At 43.8% G+C, this 23,505-nt stretch carries 24 protein-coding genes; 23 read left to right on the top strand and 1 reads right to left on the bottom strand.

The window, feature by feature from the left end; translation table 11 throughout:
• Positions 1-93: 93 nt before the first annotated feature.
• From ACHZES_RS08350 to ACHZES_RS08275, 16 genes are all read left to right on the top strand, one after another.
• Entirely contained in the window at positions 94-1,389 is a 1,296-nt protein-coding gene (locus ACHZES_RS08350) for a LysM peptidoglycan-binding domain-containing protein (RefSeq protein WP_395548276.1), read from the top strand.
• A 45-nt stretch (positions 1,390-1,434) separates the two neighbouring features.
• Complete coding sequence (locus ACHZES_RS08345; RefSeq protein ID WP_395548277.1) at positions 1,435-1,644, top strand: (2Fe-2S)-binding protein; 210 nt, start codon at positions 1,435-1,437, stop codon at positions 1,642-1,644.
• A gap of 277 nt (positions 1,645-1,921) precedes the next feature.
• Positions 1,922-3,001 carry a sulfurtransferase gene (locus tag ACHZES_RS08340; protein ID WP_395548278.1) on the top strand — a complete coding sequence of 360 codons (1,080 nt, stop codon included), beginning with the start codon at positions 1,922-1,924 and terminating at the stop codon, positions 2,999-3,001.
• A 65-nt stretch (positions 3,002-3,066) separates the two neighbouring features.
• Positions 3,067-3,498: a hypothetical protein gene (locus tag ACHZES_RS08335; RefSeq protein WP_154521938.1), complete on the top strand. Its 432-nt coding sequence runs from the start codon at positions 3,067-3,069 to the stop codon at positions 3,496-3,498.
• Positions 3,491-4,171 carry a TVP38/TMEM64 family protein gene (locus ACHZES_RS08330; RefSeq protein WP_395548279.1) on the top strand — a complete coding sequence of 227 codons (681 nt, stop codon included), beginning with the start codon at positions 3,491-3,493 and terminating at the stop codon, positions 4,169-4,171. Before ACHZES_RS08335 ends, ACHZES_RS08330 begins: the two co-directional genes overlap by 8 nt.
• On the top strand, positions 4,161-5,162 hold the full coding sequence (locus ACHZES_RS08325; protein WP_395548281.1) for a heterodisulfide reductase-related iron-sulfur binding cluster: 1,002 nt from the start codon (positions 4,161-4,163) through the stop codon (positions 5,160-5,162). The genes ACHZES_RS08330 and ACHZES_RS08325 overlap by 11 nt, the downstream gene beginning before the upstream one ends.
• A complete protein-coding gene (locus tag ACHZES_RS08320; protein WP_154521929.1) occupies positions 5,155-5,859 on the top strand; it encodes a TVP38/TMEM64 family protein in 705 nt (234 codons plus the stop codon). Before ACHZES_RS08325 ends, ACHZES_RS08320 begins: the two co-directional genes overlap by 8 nt.
• A 2-nt stretch (positions 5,860-5,861) precedes the next feature.
• A complete protein-coding gene (locus ACHZES_RS08315; protein WP_395548282.1) occupies positions 5,862-6,314 on the top strand; it encodes a C-GCAxxG-C-C family protein in 453 nt (150 codons plus the stop codon).
• Positions 6,315-7,652 (top strand): TIGR04283 family arsenosugar biosynthesis glycosyltransferase, encoded by a 1,338-nt coding sequence (locus ACHZES_RS08310; RefSeq protein ID WP_395548284.1) that lies wholly within the window; start codon positions 6,315-6,317, stop codon positions 7,650-7,652. It abuts the gene before it with no gap.
• An 11-nt stretch (positions 7,653-7,663) separates the two neighbouring features.
• The gene (locus ACHZES_RS08305; RefSeq protein ID WP_038279223.1) at positions 7,664-8,668 is read left to right on the top strand and encodes an aminoglycoside phosphotransferase family protein; all 1,005 of its coding nucleotides are present in this window, start codon (positions 7,664-7,666) and stop codon (positions 8,666-8,668) included.
• Between the two features lie 140 nt (positions 8,669-8,808).
• Positions 8,809-9,696, top strand: a complete 888-nt coding sequence (locus ACHZES_RS08300; protein WP_395548287.1) for a rhodanese-like domain-containing protein — start codon at positions 8,809-8,811, stop codon at positions 9,694-9,696.
• An 89-nt stretch (positions 9,697-9,785) separates the two neighbouring features.
• Positions 9,786-10,979, top strand: a complete 1,194-nt coding sequence (locus ACHZES_RS08295; protein WP_395548455.1) for an ABC transporter substrate-binding protein — start codon at positions 9,786-9,788, stop codon at positions 10,977-10,979.
• Positions 10,979-11,848 carry an ABC transporter permease gene (locus ACHZES_RS08290; RefSeq protein ID WP_395548456.1) on the top strand — a complete coding sequence of 290 codons (870 nt, stop codon included), beginning with the start codon at positions 10,979-10,981 and terminating at the stop codon, positions 11,846-11,848. The genes ACHZES_RS08295 and ACHZES_RS08290 overlap by 1 nt, the downstream gene beginning before the upstream one ends.
• Positions 11,849-11,851: 3 nt before the next feature.
• Positions 11,852-12,673, top strand: a complete 822-nt coding sequence (locus tag ACHZES_RS08285; protein ID WP_038279209.1) for an ABC transporter permease — start codon at positions 11,852-11,854, stop codon at positions 12,671-12,673.
• A gap of 29 nt (positions 12,674-12,702) precedes the next feature.
• Entirely contained in the window at positions 12,703-13,725 is a 1,023-nt protein-coding gene (locus tag ACHZES_RS08280) for an ABC transporter ATP-binding protein (protein ID WP_395548289.1), read from the top strand.
• Between the two features lie 6 nt (positions 13,726-13,731).
• Positions 13,732-14,601, top strand: a complete 870-nt coding sequence (locus ACHZES_RS08275; RefSeq protein WP_395548290.1) for a nucleoside hydrolase — start codon at positions 13,732-13,734, stop codon at positions 14,599-14,601.
• Positions 14,602-14,792: 191 nt separating this feature from the next.
• On the opposite strand, the gene ACHZES_RS08270 is transcribed toward ACHZES_RS08275, so the two are convergent.
• Entirely contained in the window at positions 14,793-15,812 is a 1,020-nt protein-coding gene (locus tag ACHZES_RS08270) for a LacI family DNA-binding transcriptional regulator (RefSeq protein ID WP_395548292.1), read from the bottom strand.
• Between the two features lie 248 nt (positions 15,813-16,060).
• On the opposite strand from ACHZES_RS08270, the gene ACHZES_RS08265 reads away from it, so the two are divergent.
• From ACHZES_RS08265 to ACHZES_RS08235, 7 genes are all read left to right on the top strand, one after another.
• Complete coding sequence (locus ACHZES_RS08265) at positions 16,061-17,350, top strand: ABC transporter substrate-binding protein (protein WP_395548294.1); 1,290 nt, start codon at positions 16,061-16,063, stop codon at positions 17,348-17,350.
• A gap of 72 nt (positions 17,351-17,422) precedes the next feature.
• A complete protein-coding gene (locus ACHZES_RS08260; protein WP_313186869.1) occupies positions 17,423-18,301 on the top strand; it encodes a sugar ABC transporter permease in 879 nt (292 codons plus the stop codon).
• Between the two features lies 1 nt (position 18,302).
• Entirely contained in the window at positions 18,303-19,157 is an 855-nt protein-coding gene (locus tag ACHZES_RS08255) for a carbohydrate ABC transporter permease (RefSeq protein WP_038279195.1), read from the top strand.
• A 69-nt stretch (positions 19,158-19,226) separates the two neighbouring features.
• Entirely contained in the window at positions 19,227-20,636 is a 1,410-nt protein-coding gene (locus ACHZES_RS08250; RefSeq protein WP_395548296.1) for a mandelate racemase/muconate lactonizing enzyme family protein, read from the top strand.
• Positions 20,637-20,642: 6 nt separating this feature from the next.
• A complete protein-coding gene (locus tag ACHZES_RS08245) occupies positions 20,643-21,656 on the top strand; it encodes a mannonate dehydratase (protein ID WP_395548298.1) in 1,014 nt (337 codons plus the stop codon).
• Positions 21,657-21,677: 21 nt separating this feature from the next.
• Positions 21,678-22,139 carry a VOC family protein gene (locus ACHZES_RS08240; RefSeq protein WP_025231897.1) on the top strand — a complete coding sequence of 154 codons (462 nt, stop codon included), beginning with the start codon at positions 21,678-21,680 and terminating at the stop codon, positions 22,137-22,139.
• A gap of 16 nt (positions 22,140-22,155) precedes the next feature.
• Positions 22,156-23,502, top strand: coding sequence for a GH1 family beta-glucosidase (locus ACHZES_RS08235; protein WP_395548300.1), 1,347 nt, complete (start codon positions 22,156-22,158; stop codon positions 23,500-23,502).
• Positions 23,503-23,505: the final 3 nt, after the last annotated feature.

The following is a 23,505-nucleotide window of genomic DNA, read 5'->3' as shown; positions in this document are numbered from 1 at the left end:
TTATCAAAAAATCATGTAATTGTTTGTAACATATTGTTATGAACAGATAGGGTTGGCATATAATAGAATTAATAAGATCATTTGAGGATAGCTATGATCATACACGTTGTCCAACCTGGTGAAACCATCTTTACCATATCAGAGTATTACAAAATTCCTGTTGACAGATTAATATTGGAAAACGGAATTATTAACCCAGACAATTTAGCAATAGGCCAAACGATTGTGATTGTTCAACCTGAAACAGTATATACCGTCCAGGCTGGTGATACTTTAAAAAGTATTGCAGAGAAGCACGGTGTTTCTACAATGGAATTATTAAGGAACAATCCCTATCTCTCCGATAGAGAATATTTGTACTCTGGTGAAACGATTGTTATAAAATATCAAACGGATAAATCAAAAACAATTGCCACCAGTGGATACATTTTTTCCTATATAGATAAATCTGTATTAATAAAAACACTTCCTTTTTTAACATATTTGACTATTTTCAATTATAGAGCAACAAGTTTAGGAGAGATTATCGCAACTGCTGACGATACGGAACTTATCCAGCTGGCTAAATCATATGGTGTTGCGCCCATGTTGTTTGTTTCCACGATTTCGGGAGAGGGAATAGCCAGTCGTGAAGTGAACTATGAAATTTTAAATAATCCTGCTATACAGGATAGTCTTATTAATAATGCTCTTCAAATAGTGAAAGCAAAAGGTTATTATGGTATCAACATATATGTCGAAGACATCACCTTAGACAATATAAATAATATCGCAGAATATTTGAAAAAAGCTTCAGCGATATTTCATTCAGAGGGTGTCAGGATCGTGATCACCACAACACCGGTTACGAATAGTGAAACCCCATATACCAGTTTTGAAAAATTAGACTATTCAAAATTTGCTGAATATGTGGATGGAATTATATTTTCATCTTATGACTGGGCAAGGTCTTACAGCTATCCAAGCTCAATCTTTCCGGTTGATTTTTTGAGAGGCTTGTTAGATTATGCGGTTAGTATTATTCCATCTGAATTAATTTTTCTAGGTATCACCACACTTGGTTATGATTGGACACTTCCCTATGTTCCCGGTGCCACAGAAGCCACTGTAATAACCAATGAAAATGCAGTACTAATTGCAGCGGAAAATAATATACCAATACAATTTAATGAAGCGGCACAATCACCTTATTTCTATTATAATGACAGTAGTGGAATTATGCATGTAATATGGTTTAAAGATGCAAGAAGCTTTGATGCACGGGCAGCACTGGCAGGAGAATATAATCTCCAGGGTTTATCTCTTTGGACTGTTATGAGATTCGATGCCCAAATGTGGCTTATTATTAATAATCAATATTATATAGAGAGACGTTTGGGAATTAGTTAAACAAACAATGGCTTAAATTTAGATGAAGGAAGGAAAAAGCAAACGATGGACAATCAGGAAATTATTGATAAATTAACGAAGGTATGTATCTGCAAAGGAGTTTCTAAGCAAACAATAAAAAAGGCAATTTCAGAAGGTGCAGATACCGTTGAAAAAATATGGAGTATGACGAATACTGGCAATGGCAGCTGTAAAGGAAAACGTTGCGGAGAAAAAATTCAGCTTATTTTGGATAATTGGGAAGAAGAAAAATAATTTTTCATTGATTTTATAACCCTGCTAAGTGCTTTATCTTATTAACTTATTGGGTATTTATATGAAAATGTTGCTATAATAAGTTGTTAAAAAGGCTGTTGCAAAGTGATTTGCAATGGTCTTTTTTTAGCCAAAAAAGTAATAGTTTGAACGTTTGATTTATAGATAGAATCTATAAATAACCGGTTACTTATCGATTAAATCAATTGGACTCAACAGCAGTACCTACTTATAATTAATATAGCAAAAAATTATACATATTGGGAGAAGAAGTATTATGAAAAAAAGGGTACTAGGTGCATTGCTGTGTCTTTCCATGGCAGTATCACTGACCGCAGGATGTGCAGCAAAGTCAGAAAGTAAACCTGCTGACAGCGAGAAGAAGACAGAGAAAGAAGAAAAGACTGATGTAAAAGCCGATCCGGTGGATAAAAAAAAGGTGTACGTATCGCCCGACTGGGTACAAAGTGTTATTGACGGGAATCAGGAAGAATCATCTGATTATGTAATTCTGGAATGTGCATGGGGGGAAGAAGCAGATAATCCTGCATATACAGAAGGCCATATCAAGGGTGCTTATCATATGAATACGGATTATATAGAATCAGAAGAATACTGGAACATCCGTACGCCGGAAGAAATCGAAAAGCTGATGGCCGATTATGGTATAACAAAAGATACGACAGTCATCTGCTATGGAGCGGATGGAATAAATTCCGCGGATGACAGAGTTGCATTTACTCTGCTCTGGGTAGGAGTAGATAATGTAAAATGCTTAGATGGCGGGTTTGAGGCCTGGACGAAAGCCGGATACGGTACGGAAAAAGGCAGCAATAAGCCGAAAGCGACAGACAAGGCATTTGGAACAACAGTTCCCGCCCATCCGGAATATATTATTTCCATTGATGATGTAAAAGAAAAACTTGAGAGTGACAACAATTTCAAATTAGTGAGTATCAGAAGCAAGGCAGAATTCTCTGGAGAAACCAGCGGATACGGATATATCGATAAAGCAGGAGAACCCAAAGGCGCGATTTGGGGACATGATACTGACGATGGTTCCTATAATAAGGCAGATGGAACGACAGTTGGTATTGATGTGCTGGAAGGATATTTAAAAGAATCCGGAGCCTCTCTTGACAATGAACTGGCATTTTACTGCGGAACAGGCTGGAGAGCCACAATCCCATTCCTGATCTGCTACGAGAACGGCTATACCAACGCAGAACTTTATGACGGAGGCTGGTATCAGTGGCAGATGGATGACAGTCTACCGGTGCAGGTAGGAGATCCTGAAGGCGGTAAATGTGAGTATACCACGGTAGGTAATCTTTCCAAGGACAAAGCAGCAAAATAACAATAAATATGTGAGCGCTGGACGCGGAAGCGGCAGCGCTTATTTTAACATGGGAAGATAGCAAAATGAAAAAGTTTGGATATTTTATTATGACCTTTGCAGAGATTCTATTTTTAGCGGGTGCATACCTCATCCAGTATTTTACCCGTAAAAAAATGGGGATGGCAAGATATGTGATTTATAAAAGTCAAGGATGGGAGCGTACGTTTCCCATGGAAACATTAAAATACACTTCGGTTTCAGTTTTGACAGCATTGACGGTTCTGCTTTTGGCAGCTTTGGTTATCCGACGCAGGCAAAAGGGGAGACTGGAGGTTGCAATGCATGTTGCCATGGTTATTCTCACAGCGTTGTATGGAACTTTCATTTATATCAGCTCCACAAAGACCATGAGAGCGTACTATTTTATCAGTCTGATGCTTGGAGTGGCAGCGCTGTTGCAAATCATAAAAACAGGGGCGATACATATGATATGGGGAAAGAAAAAGAATGAATAATAAAAAGATGTGGGTATTTGCAGGAACCATCGTTGTGATTCTTTGCTTGAATCATATATTTGGGTGGTCTTCCTATATCAGCAATATGGATAATCTGGCTTTTTTTAAGCAGGCGGTAGAGAATAATCTCCCCTATGCCATTGCAATTTATATGCTGCTCACCATTGCGGGCTGTGCCTTTCTGGCCCTTCCGGGAGTCACATTTGCAATTTTTGCCGGTCTCTTATTTGGACCCGTGCTGGGGACAATATGTTGTTCCGCGGCAACCACAATCGGGGCGGTTCTTGCATTTGCGGCTGGGCGGTTTTTTTTAAAAGACGCTGTCAGGCCAATGGTAATAAAGAACAAATATTTAAATAAATGGTTGTTTGACAATTCGGGAAAAAACCAGTTGTTTGTCCTCATCATTACAAGGCTTGTACCGGTATTTCCCTATAACCTTCAAAACTTTGCCTACGGCATTACAGATATTAAATTCAGCACTTACATAATCGGTTCTCTGGTTTTCATGCTTCCGGGTACTGCGATGTATACAGTTGGTACGGCCGGGCTTGCGGATAAAGAAAACCGGATGCTGTATATGGGGATCGCGGCGGTATTGGCAATTGGAGTGATGGGAATGGGAGTATTCTTAAAAAAGAGATACATACAGGAGGGTCAGGATGGAAGATAAGCCGAGAATCATGGATCCGGATGCATGCATTCATTGCCATATCTGCCGACAGCACTGTCTCTTTCTGGAAAAATACAAAATAGATATTGGTGATAAAGAAAAGCTGGAGGAGCTTTCTTATCATTGCTTTTTATGCGGCAGATGTTCTGAAGTCTGTCCCAAAGGTATTGACGGAAGAGAAGTTGTTTTAGGAATGCGAAAGGAGCAGGTCCGGAGGAATGATGGACAGCTTCGTGAAAAGGGCTACGGAATGCTTGTAAGGGAGAAACAGAACTATTTATTTCAGAATTACGGTCTTGGGGTGAAGAAGAGCGTCCTTTTTCCCGGCTGTAATTTTCCGGCTTATTATCCCAAGACGACCAAGTACCTGATGGAACTGTTTCGGGAAAGAGCAGATGTTGGGACAGTATTTGACTGCTGCGGAAAGCCCATCGCAGAGCTTGGAATGGAGAAGCAGGAAGAAGAGATTATTGGAAGAATTGAGAAAAAGCTTAGAGAAATCGGTGTGGACGAAGTGATTACCCTTTGTCCAAATTGCTATGCTTATTTAAAACCTCGCCTGAACGTAAATGTAGTAAGTATATATGAAAAACTACAGGAGCTTGGAATCGGGAAAATGATTGAAGGAAGACTTACCATATTTCCGCCTTGTCCGGACAGGGAAAATAAAGAGCAGTTGGACTTCATACGGGCGTTTTTAAAGGAAGAACCGGATCTGATCGCTCATGTGCAGTGCTGCGGGCTTGGAGGCTGCGCCGGGAGCAAAGAAAAGGATCTGGCAAAACAGATGGTATGCAGCATCGGGCAGGAGAGTGAGAAGACCATATATACTTACTGTGCTTCCTGTTCAGGGAACTTTGTAAGAAAGGGATACAAGGATACAAAGCATATTCTTTTAGAAATACTAGAGAGAAACGAGGGGCCGGACACAGGCAGATCTGTGGTAAACCGAATGATGACAAAATACCGGAGAGAGAAAAATAATGGATAAAAAGAGTAAATGGATTAAGAAATTCGTGTTGATATTAGGGATTGGGGCTGCGATAGCAAGTTATTATGGGATACCATCAGTAAAAGAAACCATGAATCTGGTATTTAAAATGTTTGCAAGCGGCGATTTTGGAGTGGTGAAAGATTTCATCGCATCCTGGGGGGCGTATGCGGCCGTGATATCCTTTGGACTTATGATATTTCAGTCAATAGCGGCACCTCTGCCAGCCTTTCTCATAACCTTTGCAAATGCCAATCTGTTTGGCTGGTGGCAGGGAGCGATCCTTTCATGGACAAGTGCCATGGCGGGAGCTGCGCTGTGCTTTTATATCTCAAGAGTTCTGGGAAGAGATGTGGCAGAAAGGTTTACAAGCAAGGCCGGATTAAAACAGGTTGATGCTTTCTTTGAAAAGTATGGAAAAAGTACGATTTTGGTCTGCCGTCTTTTACCCTTTGTATCCTTTGACCTTGTAAGCTATGGGGCAGGACTAACTTCCATGTCATTTGGCTCCTTCTTTCTTGCAACCGGTATCGGTCAGCTTCCGGCGACCATTGTGTATTCCTATGTGGGAGGAATGCTGACAGGTGGTGCAAAATTATTTGTAACAGGGCTTATGATCTTGTTTGCATTGTCTGCGTTCATTGTAATGGCAAGAAAAATATACGTGGAAAAACAAAGACAAAAAGGAGAGAAATAAGAATGGGTACTTATGAAAGACAGCATATCACTTTTGAAGAAATCCAGGAACTATTCCTCCAGGGAATTGACTGTTCTCAGGTAGTTGCAGGGGCGTTTGCGGATGAATTAGAAGCCGATAAGAAACTGCTTAGGAAGGTTTCTGCCTCCTTTGGGGGAGGTATGCAGTGCGGGGAAACATGCGGCGCTGTTACAGGGGCTTTGATGGTGCTTGGAATGAAATACGGGCATAGTGAAGAGGGAGATACCGGGCAAAAGCAGATAGTGATGCAGAAAACCGGGGAATTTAAGAGGCTGTTTGGGGAGAGATATCCTTCCTGTATCTGCCGTGATTTACTGGGGCATGATATTTCAAAGAAGGAAGAGCTGGCAAAGGTGATGGAGCAGGGGCTGCTTCTTCAGTTCTGCCCCAAGGTAGTGGAAGATACACTAGAAATTTTAGGAAAGATTATATAAATGAGACGGGCAATTATCATATTTACAAGAGTACCAATTCCGGGAATAACAAAGACCAGGATGATGCCCCAGCTTAGTCCGCAGCAATGTGCTAAGCTTCATATTTGTTTTTTGAAAGACATGAATAAGGAATGTGAAAAGTGCCGGGCAAATATTTTTGTCTGTTATACCGCGGAAGAAGATATACAAAAGAGATATCTAAAGGAAATAATGGGAATGCAAAAAGGGTACTTTCCGCAGCAGGGGGAACATCTGGGGGAACGGATGTACCGGGCATTTAAAGAAGTATTTGCTATGGGTTATGAGGAATGCATTCTGATAGGAACGGATGTGCCAGAACTGCGTTCCGGTGATCTAATGCGGGCATTTGAAGTGCTTAAAACCAAGGATGTGGTGTTCGGGAAAACACATGACGGAGGATATTATCTCGTAGGGATGAAGAAAGCCAGACGGGAAGCCTTTGGTCTTGACCAGTATGGACATGGGGCGGTCTTGGAGGAAACCATAAAGGCTCTTTCCCAGTCCGGAATTACGGTGGGCTATACGAAGAAGCTTTGGGATTTGGACACTCCATCGGATTTAAAAGAGTATCGGAAACGGATGCGCGTAAGGAAGGAACTGAAGCAGTCGGAAACCGGGCGGTATGCGGCTGGAATCACTCCGATCTCAATTATTATCCCTATATATAATGAAGAAAAAAGAATTGTAATGTTTCAGGAGCAGTTAAAGGAATTGCAGGGAAAATGTGAAATATTGTTTGTGGATGGGGGAAGTACAGACCGTACATTGGAATTAATAGATCCCGGATATACCGTGCTGCACAGTGAAAAAGGCAGGGGAAGGCAGATGAACGCAGGAGTAAAAGCAAGCTGCGGTGATATTCTGTTTTTCCTTCATTGTGACAGTGAGCTTCCGCCAAAGCCACTGGCGGAAATCAGGCGGGTGATGAGGGATCACCGAGCCGGTTGTTTTGGGATAGCATTTCACTCCCATAACTTTTTCATGTTTACATGCAGGGTGATTTCTAACCATAGAGTTAATGACCGGAAGGTCATGTTTGGAGACCAGGGGATTTTTGTAGACCGGGAATTATTTTTTGAAGTTGGAATGTTTCCTGAGATTCCGATCATGGAAGACTACCAGTTCTCACTGACATTAAAAGAAAAACGGGTGAAGCTTGGGATGGCTGGGAGAAGAATTTATACATCGGACAGGCGTTTTCCAAAAGGGACCGTACCAAAGCTGAAGCTCATGTGGAAAATGAACCGGCTTCGAAAAATGTACCGGGACGGAGCTTCCATAGAACGTATCTCGGATATGTACCGGGATATCAGATAGGGGGTGTTGAGATGGATCAGGTACAGGGATTAGAGGAATACATCAAGTGGAAAGGATACCGGGAAAGACTGGGGCTTCCTAAGGAGGTTACAGAAGAATACCGGATGCTGGCTCAGGGTGAATATAACAGAAACTACCTGTTTCTTCACCCGGTGACAGGGAAGAAGCTGATTCTGAGGGTGAATTTTGGAAGCCAAATGCATCTTGAAGATCAGATTGGCTATGAGTTCCAGGCATTGGAGCTGTTAAAAGATTCGGGACGCACGCCAAGACCCTTATATGTGGATGGAACGAAGGAAAAGCTTCCCTTTGGAGTAATGGTAATGGAGTACCTTCCCGGACATGCATTGGATTATGAAAAAGAACTGCTTTATGCAGCAGACTGCCTCGCGGATATACACAGCATTGACCTTGGAAAGAAGACGCCGCTGGTAGCTCCGGACAATCCTTTAAAAGCAATTTTGGAAGAATGCGAGGAGATGTTTCGTACGTATGAAGAGTCCGCTCTTGGGGACGAAGGGAAGAAAAGAAAAATACGCAGGATGCTTGACAGAGGCTGGGAAAGGGCAGACAGTCTGACAAAGCCAGGCCACCGGTGCTGCATTAACACAGAGCTGAACTCTACGAATTTTCTTATTAACGGGGAAGGAAAAGGGAATTACTTAATTGACTGGGAAAAGCCGATTTACGGTGATCCGGCACAGGATCTGGGTCACTTTCTTGCACCCACAACAACTTTTTGGAAGACCGATGTGATTTTAGAAAGTGAACAGATGGAGAAATTTACAGATGCGTATATCAAAAAGGCTGCAGGTAGATTTAATGTTGACGGTCTGAAAGAACGGACCTGGGCATATATCCCCATTACGTGTCTGCGGGGTATCACCTGGTGTGCAATGGCCTGGGTAGAATATAAGCAGCCGGACAAAGAAATAATCAATGAATCTACAGCCTGTAAGCTGGAGGCGTATTTAAGTCATGGATTCCTGGATAAAATAGCAGGATTTGTTGGCTGATCGTTGATATATAAATATATGGAATAAATGAATCGGTAACTATGGCGGTTCCGCTTAAATGAAGAGGAATTGCCTTAATAATCACCATAACACGGTGCTGAAAAAATATATACGCACCGAAAACCAAGGAGGAAGTATTTATGAAAAAGAAGTTTTTATCAGCAGTTTTAGTGTCAGCAATGACAGTATCCATGATTGCAGGATGCAGTTCTGGAAGTACGGGAGAGAAGAAAGAATCCGCAGCAGTGGAAAGCACAGTGGCAGCAGAAGGCACAACGGCAGGGGAAGTTACATCAGCAGCAGAAAACACAGGGAAAGAGGAATACCAGTTTGTACCTGCAGAGGATGCAGTAAAGGCGGCAGCTGACGGGAAAACACATGTCCTTGATGTAAGGGAGTGGTCAAATTACGGGGCAGGAAGAGTTGCCAATTCGGAATGGTGTCCTATCTTCCCTCTGGAGGATGAATCCCTGGCAGATCAGATGAAAGCATATGCGGAAGAAAACTTAAAGGACGGAGAGAAAATCTATATTATCTGCAACAGCGGGCAAAGAGGGGCTCAGAAGTCAACAAAGGTGTTAGAAGAGGCTGGAATCGATGCAGGTCTTATCTACACAGTTGAAGGGGGAGCAAAAGCCCTGGCAAAAGAAAAAGGTGCGCTGACAACAAACCGTGCGGAAGAAGGCATAGACTGGCAGTATGCAAAAGCAGCAGATGTGATTGCAAAGAAGGACGCACAGATCGTGGATGTACGTGATGATGATACATATGCAGGAGGCCATTTGGAAAATTCTCTTCAGGTTAATTTAAAGGATTTTGAAAGTGCCGATGCACAGACAGCAATGTATGAACTGGCAGCAGAGAAGCTTAATAAAGAAGAGCCGGTATATTTCTTATGCTACAGCGGAAATAAATGCGCAAAGACAGCGATTTCCGTGTTAAAGGATGCTGGTTTTGATGAAAAGAATCTGTTTATCATTGAAAACGGGGCAAAAGACGGTGACGTCCAGGCGGCATTTGTAAAATAATAAGCCTGCGGTAAAACAGTGAAAGACGGAGAAAAGAGATGAAAAAAAGAATTTCGGCAGCGCTTCTGGCAGTTGCGATAGCTTTTTCCATGACAGCCTGCGGGAACAATGAACGACCAAAAGAAGAGAATAAAACGGCTTCAGTAACCGAAGAGATGTCCTTCGACACAATGAAGGAAGAAGCTAAGGGCACTACCGTTACATTTTATGGATGGGGCGGGGATGAGAAGCTGAATGAATGGCTGGACAATACCTTCGCACCGGCAATGAAGGAAACATATGACATTACCATGGAACGTGTTCCAATGGATATTGATCAGGTGTTAAGCCAATTGTCAGGAGAAATCCAGGCGGGCGAAAAGAACGGAAGCATTGACATGATCTGGATCAACGGAGAAAACTTCCGTTCTGCGAAAGAAAACAATATGCTCTATGGGCCTTTCGTGGATAAACTTCCCAATTTTCAAGATTATGTAGATGCAAAGTCCAAAGATGTAACACTGGATTTTGCGTATCCCATTGAAGGATTTGAAGCTCCTTATGGAAAAGCGCAGATCGTGATGATTGCGGATACGGCTGTAACCCCGGACATGCCCAAAAGCACCGAAGACTTTAAGGAGTTTGTCCGGAAGTATCCGGGAAAGGTGACTTATCCGGCGCTTCCGGATTTTACAGGAAGTGCGTTTGTTAGAAATATAATCTATGAAATCTGCGGATATGAACAGTTTTTGGATATGAAAGGGGATAAGGAAACGGTAAAAGCTGCTGTGGAACCTGCAATGGCATATTTAAGGGAGCTGAATCCGTACTTATGGAATGAAGGAAAAACCTTCCCGGATTCCTCAACGACCCTGGACAATATGTTTTCAGACGGAGAGGTTGTGCTGAATATGACCTATGATGCCTACGGAACTGCTGTTAAGATAGCGGACGGGGCATATACGCAGACAACACAGTCGTTCCAGTTTGAGAAAGGGACCATCGGTAATACCAACTTTATGGCCATTGCGGCAAATTCCGGGAATAAGGCAGGAGCAATGGTGGCAATCAATGAAATGCTGTCTCCGGAAATTCAGGCTGACCGTTATGATACATTAAAAGTCATTCCGGTTCTTGATAATTCAAAGCTTTCAAAGGAGCAGAAAGCATCATTTGATGGGGTGGACCTTGGAAAGGGAACGATTCCCCAGGATGAGCTGTTATCAAAACGTCTTCCGGAAATGCCGGCTGAGCTTGTTCCCATGATTGAAGAAATATGGACAGAAGAAGTGGCAGGAAAATAATGAAAGATAAGCTGATGCCATATGTTCTTTTGGCTCCCCAAATATTGCTTACCCTTTTGTTTATGATTGGATTAGTAACTGGAATTACCCAAAGTTTAGGGGTAATTCCAGCTTTTGGGTTAAAGAAGCCAACACTTTTGTATTATAAAGAGGTTCTGTCACGGCCGGATATGATGAGATCGGTGCTGTACAGCCTCAGGATTGCGTTGTTTTCATCGGTTCTTGCAACGGCAGGCGGCGTATTTTTTTGCGGCGTATGCGTGATGGGAAAGAAGACTCAGGGAGCAGTTATGCGTATCATTCAGCTTCCGATCATTGTGCCTCATGTGGTTACGGCACTGTTTATTATCAACATTTTTTCCAGGAACGGAATCCTGGCCAGGGCTGCCTATGCGCTTGGCATGATACAGGAACAGCAGCAGTTTCCCATGCTTATCTATGATCCTCACGGGATCGGAATCATCATGGCATATCTGTGGAAAGAAATTCCCTTTATTATTTATTTCGTCATCGCGCTGATGGCAAATATTAACGGAAGTCTGGGAGAAGCGGCGACAAACCTTGGAGCGAAAACGTGGACGGTGTTCTGGAGGGTGACGCTGCCCTTGTGCAGAAATACAATAATAAGCGGATTTTTGATTATTTTTGTGTTCGCTCTGGGAGCATATGAGCTTCCCCTTTTGCTTGGGGCCACGGTTCCCAAGGCATTACCAGTTCTTGCGTATCAGGAGTACATTCATCCGGATTTAAGAAACCGGCCTTATGCCATGGCTTTAAATGGAATTATTATTGCGATTTCCCTTATCAGCTCGCTGCTATATTTTTTGATGATGCGGAAAAGTGTGAAATGTTTAACGGAAGAACAATAAACTATGAAGAATAAAAGAAAGTCAATATTTATAAGCATTACACAGTTCGTTTTGCTGGCTGCCATTCTTGTTCCGGCGGTCACTCTGTTATTATGGATTTTTACAGAACGGTGGACATGGCCGGATTTGGCGCCTCAGGTGTTTTCAAAGAGAGCGATCTTTGAAATAGCAGGAAGAAAAAAGGAGCTTTTGCAAATCCTCTGGTCAAGCATTTTAATTTCCACGGTTGTAGCAGTCTTATCAGCGGTGATCGGCATTATGACGGCGAGAGCCATATTGTTATACCGTTTCCCTGGAAAACAGGTGGTGTATTTTTTTACCATCCTTCCATTTATGGTTCCTGCCACCGTATTTGCAATGGGGATACAGATTACGTTTATTAAAATGGGGCTAAATAACCGGATTACAGGGGTCATCATTGCTCATCTGATCTGTTCACTCCCTTATGCGATACGCCTCATCATGGATGGGACGGCGGCTGTAGGAAGCAGGCTGGAAGAACAGGCCAGAGTCCTGGGGGCCTCCCCTTTTAAAGCCTTTTATAAAACGTCTCTGCCGATGTTAATGCCTGTGATTCTTTCCGCGGTGAGTATGTCCTATATCGTTTCCTTCAGCCAGTATTTTCTCACGCTGATGATTGGCGGGGGAAATGTAAAGACCTTTACGATCCTTATGGTCCCTTATCTGCAGAGCGGAAATAGAAACATAGCCTGTATTTACAGTACCTTGTTTCTGGGCGTGACATTGCTCGTGTTTGGAGTGTTTGAATGGGCGGCAGGCCGCTTTATGAAACACGGAGGCGGAGAATTTTATACATCGGAATGAGATGACAAAGGAAAAGGGTGAGAGAAACAATGAGCCTTATGGTTGAAGATTTAAAAGTTGTACTGCAGAAAAAAGAGATTCTTCATGGGATCAGCCTGGATATACGAGAAGGGGAATTCATCTCGCTTCTTGGTGCTTCCGGGTGCGGAAAGACAACGCTTTTGAAAAGCATAGCCGGACTTCTGGAAATCCAACAGGGAGATATCCGGATCCAGAATGCATCGGTTGCTGGGATTCCGCCTGAGAAAAGAGGGACGGTCATCGTATTTCAGGATTTACGACTGTTTCCCCACATGACAGTGGAACAGAACATTGCATTTCCCATGGAGCTTCAAAAAGTACCGAAAGATGTTCGGAAGAAAACGGTGAAAAAGCTGCTGGAAGAAGTACAGCTTACGGGCTTTGAGAACCGGAAGATAAAGGAAATATCCGGAGGACAGATGCAGAGAGTTGCACTGGCAAGGGCTCTTGCTGCAAATCCGCGAGTGCTGCTCTTAGATGAACCGTTTTCTGGACTTGATGAATGCTTAAGGCTGAAGATGGGGAATCTTGTGAAGAAACTGCATCAGGAACGGAAGATTACCACGATTCTTGTGACCCATGAGAAAAGAGAAGCAATGCAGATGTCGGACAGGATTGCGCTCATGAATGAGGGACAGATTTTACAGTACGACACGCCAAGGAATATGTTCCGTCATCCGGTTTCAAAGGCAGTGGCGGAATATTTCGGCAGGGTGAACTATGTGAAGGGAAGAATGATAAATCACAGGTTTTATAGCAGTCTGTTTGAGATGAGTTCAGAACTGGAAGACGGGGATTATGAGGCCATGATCCGGCCGTATTCCGTAACCCTTGAAAGAGAGGGAACCTATACAATTACCGGAATTGCATTTATGGGAGAGATGGCGGAAGTGAAGATAGAGGTACCGGAGGGCGTGATAGTAAGTCAGGTCATGAGTCATGAACTGGAGAGGCTGGGACTGGAAGAAGGAGACCGGACCGGTATTTCTATAGAGGAAAACGGAGTAACTTGGTTTCGGAGAGGAGCGTAAAAATAGATGAAGCATGTGATATTTGACTGTGACAATACATTTGGGGTAAAGGACTGTGATGTTGATGATGGTCTTGCGTTCATGTACCTTCTTGGCTGCCCGGAAGCGAAAGTGCACGGGATTACGGCAACTTATGGAAATAATCGGTTGGATGTTGTATACAACACCTGTAGAAACATGTTAAAGGATTTGGGACGTGAGGACATTCCGGTGAAAATGGGCGGGGAAAGATGCGGGGCATACGAAAGTGAAGCAGCAGATTACCTTGCAGAGATGGCGGATCAGTATGCAGGATCTTTATCGATTCTTGCAACCGGTTCCCTTACAAATCTCCGGGGGGCTTATGAAATGGACAACCATTTTTTTGAGAAGGTAAAAGAAATCGTGGTAATGGGTGGGATTACAAGCCCGCTTGTGTTTGAGAAAAAGGTAATGGACGAGCTGAATTTCTCCTGTGATCCCTTTGCCACGTGGACGGTGCTTACGAAAGGAAGGAATGTCTCGGTGATTACAGGGAATCATTGCCTGAAGGTGCTGTTTACAAGGGATGAGTTTAAGGAACGTTTATTCAATTCAGATAATAGGGCCGCTGCATACATCCGTGAGAAAACTGATTATTGGTTTGGGTATAATGAGGAGGACTATGGCATCGGCGGTTTTTATAACTGGGATGTGACCGCGGCAGTATATTTGATGAATCCGGAGCTTTTTACGGATGAGAGAAAGACGCTGCTTATCTCGACGGAAGATTTAAAACGGGGGTATCTGCAGGAGGCCAAAGAAGGCAACTGTGTGTGCAATCTTCCGGTGATTGGTGAGGAAATGGCGTTTAAGGATCAAATTTATGATGCGTGGATGCGGGTTCCCATGGATTAAGGCGGTGGGGGTGGAGAATATATAAATATACATTGATTAATTATGTGAAGACGTTGAATGACGCAGTAAAAAGGGGTGATAAGACCTTTTTTGCTGCGTCATTCAATTTTTATTAAATTCAATAATAAGCCCATTTAAAATCTCAAGCTGTCTTATGGCCAGGTAGTTTCCTTAATAAATCCGCCTATCATTTATTCCGTGCAAAAGCACACCGTCTCATGTTCCTCCAAAGTAGCCTGGTAGAATTTGTTTATAGGTGTTGTGATACTGCCCTGAAGCATCCCATCTATGGACAGGATGCTGTCGTATCCAATCTGATACAAAGGCTGCTGAATGCTGGTGATCCTCGGTCCCCGGTAGGAAAAGCCGTATGTAATCAGATTATCAAATCCTACAACAGAAACATCTTCAGGTACCTTAAAACCAGACTGCTGCAGCTCGTTAATTACCTGCATGGCAATCTTGTCATTGCTGCAGAAAATGGCGGTGGGCCGTTCACCTTCTGGATGGGCCATCATTTCCCTGAAATTGGGCAGAGAGAGTGAAGAGTCATTAAGGGTATTCTGGATATAATAATCCTGGATTATCAGACCGTTGTCCTGCATGGTCTCCATGTAGCCGCTGAAACGCTCCAGGATGACTTTCTTATTCGGGTTACCCATCACATGGGCGATACGCTTATGATTATGGCGGATTAAATAATTCACCGCATCCTTTGCTCCGGTTACATTATCAATAAGGAACTGGTTAACCGGCATCATCTGAAAGTTGTTTTCAATCAACAAAAAGGGAAATCCCACTTCTTGCAGATGCTCAATCATTGCTTTGTCTGAAAAAAGTGAACCGTATAAGATGATGGCGTCTGAAATACCGTTTGTCAGGTATTCGATATAGCGGTCCCTGACTTTCTCATCTCTTCCCGGACTGCAGAATATGACGTTACGGCCAAGGAGAGCGGAGGCGTCCTCGATGCCGCGAATGAGATCGGTGAAAAAAGGATCATGTATATTACGCAGCAGGATAGCAATGGAATCTGTTTGCTTCTTTACCAGTGAGCGGGCTGCATTATTAGGAAAATATCCCAGTTCCTTTATGGCTTGGTCAACCTTGGCTTTGGTTTTGGGAGAGACTTTATCAGAGCCATTAACTACTCGGGATACAGTGGTTAAAGAAACGCCAGAGTAAGCTGCTACATCTTTTATGGTTTTCATTTTTAATCCCTTCTTATGAAAATATTTGTACTTTTTTCATTATATCATATCCGAAAATCACTTTCAAGGCAGGAAAGTGGCTAAAAATGAAAACGTTTATAAAAATAAAATGATCAAAAACGATTAAAAATGAAATGATAAGTTAAAAAAAGCTTGCAAAATGCACAAGTATTTGCTAGTATGTAGTTGTAATAAAATGAAAACGTTAACATTTTAGAAAAAGGGTAAAAAGAGCAAGGAGGAAAAACATGAAAAAGGTAATAAAGAGAACATTAAGTATGACTATGGCAGCAACAATGGCATTAGGACTTATGGTCGGATGCTCTTCAGCAAAGGGAGAACAGAAATCTGAGAGTCCGGCTCCCCAGTCTGATCAGAAAACAGAGGCTTCAGGAAAACCCGTTACCATTAAATTTTGGGATGGCAACTGGCAGGAGGCTGTTTGGCCGGAGGTAGAGGCTATATGGAACAAGGAACACCCTGATATTAAGATTGAAGCGGAGTTCCAGGCAGATCTTGCAAATGATAAATACATGCTAGCGCTTAAAAATGGTACGGCTCCAGATGTCCTGTCCTGCGCGCTGGATTGGGTTACCACGTTCGGTAATGCAGGTTTGCTTGCGCCACTCGATGAATACGTGGCAAAGGATTCACTGGATGTGAATCAGTTTGTCAAAGGCGCTAACGATGCCTCCACTGTGAACGGAAAACTCTATGGCCTTCCATTCCGCAGTGAAACATATGTTATGTTCTATAACAAGGACATCCTGTCGGCAGCAGGATATCAAACACCTCCTGCAACCTGGGATGAGGTGAAAGGGGTTGCGGCTGCATGTACGAACGGTGATGTATATGGTTATGGCCTCTGCGGAACAAATTACTCGAATTTCTCTTTCCAGTACATAACCATGCTCCGTTCTTCCGGTGGTGATATTTTGAATGCTGACAATACTGCATCTGCGCTTGGAAGTGATGTGGCGGTCCAGACGGCACAGCTTTATAAGGATCTGGCAGCTTATGCACCTGCATCCTTACTGGAGAATGACAACATTGCAAACCGCACCCTGTTTGCCAGCGGCAAAATTGCGATGTACTTAAGCGGCATTTATGACTTGGCTGAAATTGTGAAGGCAAATCCGGATTTGAATTTTGCATGCACCATGGTTCCCACTACGAACGGTGCTGAGAGGAATACCATTTTAGGAGGCTGGTCTGTAGCGGTTGCAGAATCCAGCAAGGAGAAAGAAGCGGCATGGGAATTTGTAAAATTCCTTAGCAGACCTGATATTGCAGCTATCTATACAAATACTTTCACAGGTACGGCAGAAGTAGCGGCCCGTTACACAGACTATCCGGAAGAAATCATCAAGCCAAATGCAGACGCTTTGCAGTATGCAAATGCACTTCCGGCAGTTGAGAACATTGTAGGTATCCGCCAGGCTATCATGGATAACCTTCAGCTGATGCTTTCTGAGGATATGTCTGCCGAGGAAGCCAGCGGTCTGTTAGATCAGGCAACAACGAAACTGTTAAAGTAAACCGAAGTGGGGCAGGCAGGCTCTGTTCACAGGCAGGGCCTGCCTTTTAAAAGAGAAAGGTGAAATGAAAGTATGCTTAGAAAAATCAAACGTTCAGGAGCCGGATATGTACTTCCTGCTGTGATTACCGTTGCAGTAGTCATGATATATCCGTTGCTTTATACGTTGGTCATGGGGTTCTTTAACAACACCCTGTTCCTGGAAGCTCCTGTTTTCTGCGGCATTTCCCAGTACAAAAAGTTGTTTGAGGATAAGGTGTTCCTTGGTTCTATCACAAATACGTTAGTATGGACGTTTGGAAGTGTTTTCTTCCAGTTTGGTCTGGGCTTTATCATGGCTTTGATCCTTCATCAGCCATTTGTGAAAGGGAAGACTCTTATTCGTATCCTGTTAATGATCCCATGGGTAACTCCCAGCATCATCGGTTCCGCTGTGTGGAAGTGGATGTACAATGCTGATTATGGTATTATCAACTTCATTTTCAGCTCTCTGGGAATCATTGAAAAGAACCAGACATGGCTGTCCAATCCCAAGATTGCCATGTGGTCTGTCATTGCAGTCAACACATGGAAGATGTTCCCGTTCATCCTGCTGATGATCGAGGCATCCCTTCAGAGTGTATCCAAGGATTTGAAAGAGGCTGCGGTTATTGATGGAGCAAATGTATTTGGCATCTTTAAAAATGTGACCTGGCCATCAATCGCTGCAACCTGCTATTCGACAATCCTGTTAATGATCATCTGGACCCTGAATGCATTTACTTTTATTTACGCAATGACAGAGGGCGGACCAGCTCATAAGACAGAAGTTATGGCCATGTACATTTATAAACGGGCATTCATGGATTATGATTTCGGGATAGCCAGTGCAGCCAGTGCGGTATTGTTTGCGTTATCTATGTTCGTAAGTCTTGTATATCTCTATCTTACAAGAGAAAAGGAGGGGAATTAACATGGTGAAAATGAAAAAATCTGTAACAAGAACAAATATTGTCTGGCAGATTTGCACCTATGCAATCTTACTTCTTGTAATTCTGGCAGCCGTGTTCCCGGCAATCTGGATGCTGTCCACATCCATCAAGCTTCCTACGGAACAGTATGATATCCCTCCTCAGATCATCCCAGACACACCTACATTGGGCAATTATGTTAATGTACTTACTAATTCCAAGATGTTTGACGCTTTTGTCAACAGCATCATCATTACGGTCAGTGTGGTTGTAATTACATTGCTTATTTCCATTCTGGCAGGTTACGGCTTAAGCAGATATAAGTTTAGGGGACATGGAGTGCTTAAGATTGCCCTTCTGTTCGGACAGATGATTCCCAGTGTGGTAATCATCATCCCCTTGTATTTCCTGGTTGCAAAAACAGGGCTTTTGGATACTCATTTTTCACTGATCCTGGCAGATCTGGCACTGACGATTCCTATGGGTGTTATCATGCTCAGTTCCTTTTTTGAGACAGTGCCAAAGGAACTGGAGGAAGCAGCTAAAATTGATGGTTGTACGGGAATCGGGGCGCTGTTTCGAGTGGTTTTGCCCATTGCAAAACCGGGATTGATCTCCGTGGCTATTTACACCTACATCCATGCATGGGAAGAATTCCTTTTTGCTTTGAACTTGAGTACATCGACTAAGACAAGAACACTTCCCATTGCTATCCACATGTTTGCAGGAGAGTTTGCGGTGGACTGGGGTTCCACGATGGCTGCATCGGCCATAGTAGCTTTTCCGGTACTCCTTATTTTCCTTTCATGCAACAGGTATTTTGTCAAGGGTATGGCAGACGGTGCGGTAAAAGGTTAACTGCAGCAGGCTTCAGTAATGAATTGAATAGGAAATAAGATAAGAGTTGGAATGGACAGGAGGTTAACGATGGAACATAAGAGCGGTCAGACAGATATAAATTATGAAGAGTGTCTGAATTTTGTGAGACAAAGCTCCAATCCGTCTAAGTTACGGATCACGGATGTAAAATTCACCAAGGTGGATCTTCCTCCCTGGGGTTGTTATCTGGTGAGAATTGACACCAACCAGGGAATCAGCGGATATGGGGAAATGCGTGACGGCGCCAGCGCCACTTATTTAAAATATTTAAAGAGCAGGATTATTGGTGAGAATCCCTGTGAGGTAGATCGTATTTTTAGAAAAATCAAGCAATTCGGTGGTCAGTCCAGACAGTCTGCAGGCGTTTGTGCCATTGAACTGGCCCTCTGGGATCTGGCAGGTAAAGCGTACGGGGTTCCTGTGTATCAGCTATTGGGAGGAAGGTTCCGGGATAAGGTCAGGCTCTATGCAGATACCCATATTGAGGAAGGCAGGGCCACTGGCATCTTAATGGAGCCTGAGAAAGTGGGACAAATCTTAAAAGGATATATGGATCAGGGATTTACGGCAGTAAAGATCCTTAGTGTGGAGCTTCTTATGGCGCAGGAGGGGAATTATTCCGGTCCCTTAGACTGGGTCAATGAGCTGCGGGCTGTGGAGGAAGAAGTACGCCGGGTTTCAAGAACCGGTACAAGGGCTGAAGGTTCTGCAGCCAATGCGGCATTGTATGATTTTAACCGGATTTCACACCCCTTTACCAATATGCATGTGACGGAACAAGGGCTGGCGCATCTGGATGAATACATTGGAAGGGTGCGGGACGTGATTGGTACAAAAGTGCCATTGGCCATTGACCATTTCGGGCATTTTCCTCTTCCGGATATGATTAAGATTGCAAGAAGGCTTGAAAAATATAACCTGGCATGGCTGGAGGATATGCTCCCCTGGTATCTGACGGATCAATACAAGGAACTAAAGCATGCAACGACTTCTCCCCTTGCAACGGGAGAGGATATGTACCTGACAGAGACCTTTGAACCTCTTTTTGAGGCAGGTGCCTTGGATGTGGTGCATCCGGACCTCTTGACTTCCGGAGGAATCCTGGAAACCAAGAAACTGGGTGATATGGCGGCCAGATATGGAGTATCTATGGCACTCCATATGTGTGAAAGCCCCATATCAGCCTTAGCTGGTGCCCATATGGCTACTGCCAGTGAGAATTTCTTTGTGCAAGAGCATGACGCTTTTGATTCTGAGTGGTGGCAGGATTTGATCATAGGACCGGTGAAGCCTATTGTGCAGGAGGGCTTTACGGCAGTGACGGATGCACCTGGTCTTGGAATTGAGTCCTTAAACGAGGAACTGATCCGGGAACACGGGCCTATGAAGGGCAAAGATGTATGGGTATCTACCGATGAATGGAACCAGGAGACCTCTCTGGACCGGATATGGAGCTGACAGGTTATGATGAGATTAGCATATGGACAGATTCGGAGTGTGGATCAGGAGATCCTGACCAACGCAAGGCAGATGGGGATTGACCGAGTACAGTTCAACCTCCCTTATGATCTGCCTGCGCATAAGTACTGGAAGTACGATGATTTGGCTCGTTTTAAAGAACGATGCGACCGGTACGGTGTAATCGTGGAAGCAATGGAAAACATGCCAATTTCTTTTTATGACAAAGCGATGCTGGGTCTGGAGGGAAGAGATAAGCAGATTGAAAATGTCTGTGAATCCATCCGCAGCCTGGGCCGTGTCAGGATCCCCGTGCTGGGGTATCACTTTTCACCGTCCTTTGTCTGGAGAACGGAAAATCACGCTCCCGTAGGAAGGTATGGCGCTTCTGTGCAGGCCTTTGACTTAGAAAAACAGAAGCAGGGCATTGATGATATGGCGGATTTTGGCCAGAGAAGAGATGTGATGGTGCCTGACGTGGAAACGCTGTGGGAGAATTTTGAATATTTTATGAAACGGGTCATACCGGTGGCGGAGGAATACCATGTGACCATGGCTCTGCATCCGGACGACCCGCCAATAAAAAGCCTGTCAGGAATTGCAAGGATGTTTATTGATGTGGACAGCTATAAACGGGCGGAAGCCATGATTGACAGCCCGAATTGGGGATTGCTGTTCTGCATCGGAACCTTTTCCCAGATGAAAGGCGGGGCAAAGAACATTTTTGATGCCATTGAATATTTCGGGCCAAGGAAAAAGCTGATTTATGCCCATATGAGGGATGTACAAGGTACAGTGCCTAAATTCCAGGAATGTTTCCTGGGAGAAGGGAATTTCGATCCCTTCCAGGTGGTGTATGCACTGATGCATTCAGGATTTGACGGCTTTATGGTCAGTGACCACGTGCCTGGCATTGAAGGTGACAGAGACTGGGGCCACAAGGTGCGCTATGCGGATACTGCTTACATAAAAGGTTTGATGGAAGCGATAGAGAAATTAAAAACAATGGAAAATGGGTAAATTGAAAGGATGAGAATAATTATGGACAAACCAATTGAGGACATGAGACTGGCACAGATTGGATTTCTGGTAAATGATATTGAGAAGACAAAAAAGGAGTTTGCACGCTTTTTCGGGGTAGAGGAACCTGAAACCGTAAACAGCGGTGAATTCGAGATAACAAAGACGCAGTACAGGGGAGAGCCGGCGCCAAAGGCAAAGTGCTACATGACATTCTTCTATTTCGGAGATTTACAGATGGAACTGATCCAGCCTAATGAAGAGCCAAGCATCTGGAAGGAGCATTTAGAACAGTTTGGTGAAGGAATCCATCATATTTCTTTCAATGTAAAAGGTATGAAAAAGACCATCAGCGCCTGTGAGGATTGGGGAATGGAACTGCTGCAAAAAGGTGAGTACAGGAGAGGCAATGGAAGATATGCATTCATGGATGCGCTGGACAGCCTGAAAGTAGTGGTAGAGCTGCTAGAGCGTGACGAATAAGAAGGAGGTCGGAATCATGGGACAGAGACAGTTTCCGGAAGGCTTTGCATGGGGGGCGGCTACTGCGTCTTACCAGATTGAAGGCGCTTGGGATGAAGACGGAAGAGGAGAAACAATATGGGACAGGTATTGCCTTGTTCCCGGTAATGTGTTAAATGGAGATGATGGAAAAATAGCATGCGACCATTATCACAGATACAAAGAGGATGTAGCTTTGATGAAGCATATGGGAATCAAGGCTTACCGGTTCTCCATTGCCTGGTCCAGGATTTTTCCAAAGGGATACGGGGAAGTCAATGAAAAAGGGCTTGAATTTTACAGCAATCTTATAGATGAACTTTTAAATGCAGGAATTGAACCGTATATCACGTTATACCACTGGGATCTTCCTCAGGCCCTGCAGGATATAGGCGGATGGGCCAATCCTCAGATGCCGGAATACTTTTTGGAATACGCAAAGGTTGTTATAGATGCATTTCATGGCAGGGTGAAGAAATGGATTACATTAAATGAACCTTATTGTGCTGCGTTCTTAGGCAATTCCGAAGGGCGTCAGGCTCCTGGTATCCGGGATTTTTCTACTGCGGTGCGGGTGTCTTACTATCTTTATGTAGGTCACGGCCTTGCGGTGGATTATTTCCGTAAAAAGGGCTGTGATGGGGAAATTGGAATTACCTTAAACCTTATGGGAAGGCTTCCTCTTACGGATAAGCCAGAGGATATCCAGGCAGCAGCCAGGGCAGATGGGTATTTAAACCGCTGGTTTGCTGAGCCCATTGTGTATGGCAGATATCCTCAGGAAATGATTGAGTTTTATCGTTCCAAGGGAGTAAGGCTTCCGGAATTTAGGGAGGAGCACATGAAGCTCATTGGACAGAAGCTGGACTTCATCGGCCTTAATTATTACAATGACTTTCATGTGAAGGCAGATGACAGCGTATGGCCTCTTGGGTTTAAGATAGAGAATCCCAAATACGTTCCTGTCAATGACAGAAACTGGCCGGTGACAGAGCAAGGCCTGATAACGATGCTATTGCGGATGAAGAATGAGTACGGAATTGACAAGATCTACATAACGGAAAATGGAACTTCCTTCCCGGATGTGGTTTCCATGGAAGGAAAAGTGGAAGACGGCGCAAGGAAGGATTATCTCCACAGGCATTTAAAAGCACTTAGGGAGGCCATTTCCCAGGGAGTTAATGTACAGGGATATTTCCAGTGGTCTTTGTATGATAACTTTGAGTGGTCATTCGGATATAGCAGCCGTTTCGGAATCGTATTCGTGGACTTCAATACCCAGGAAAGAATTATCAAGGAAAGCGGACATTGGTATTCAAAGGTAATTGAGCAGAATGCGGTATAAGGA

The sequence above is a fragment of the Lacrimispora sanguinis genome (assembly GCF_044987295.1).
In the GTDB taxonomy this organism is placed as follows: domain Bacteria; phylum Bacillota; class Clostridia; order Lachnospirales; family Lachnospiraceae; genus Lacrimispora; species Lacrimispora celerecrescens_B.
This window is presented reverse-complemented; position numbering and strand designations above follow the sequence as displayed.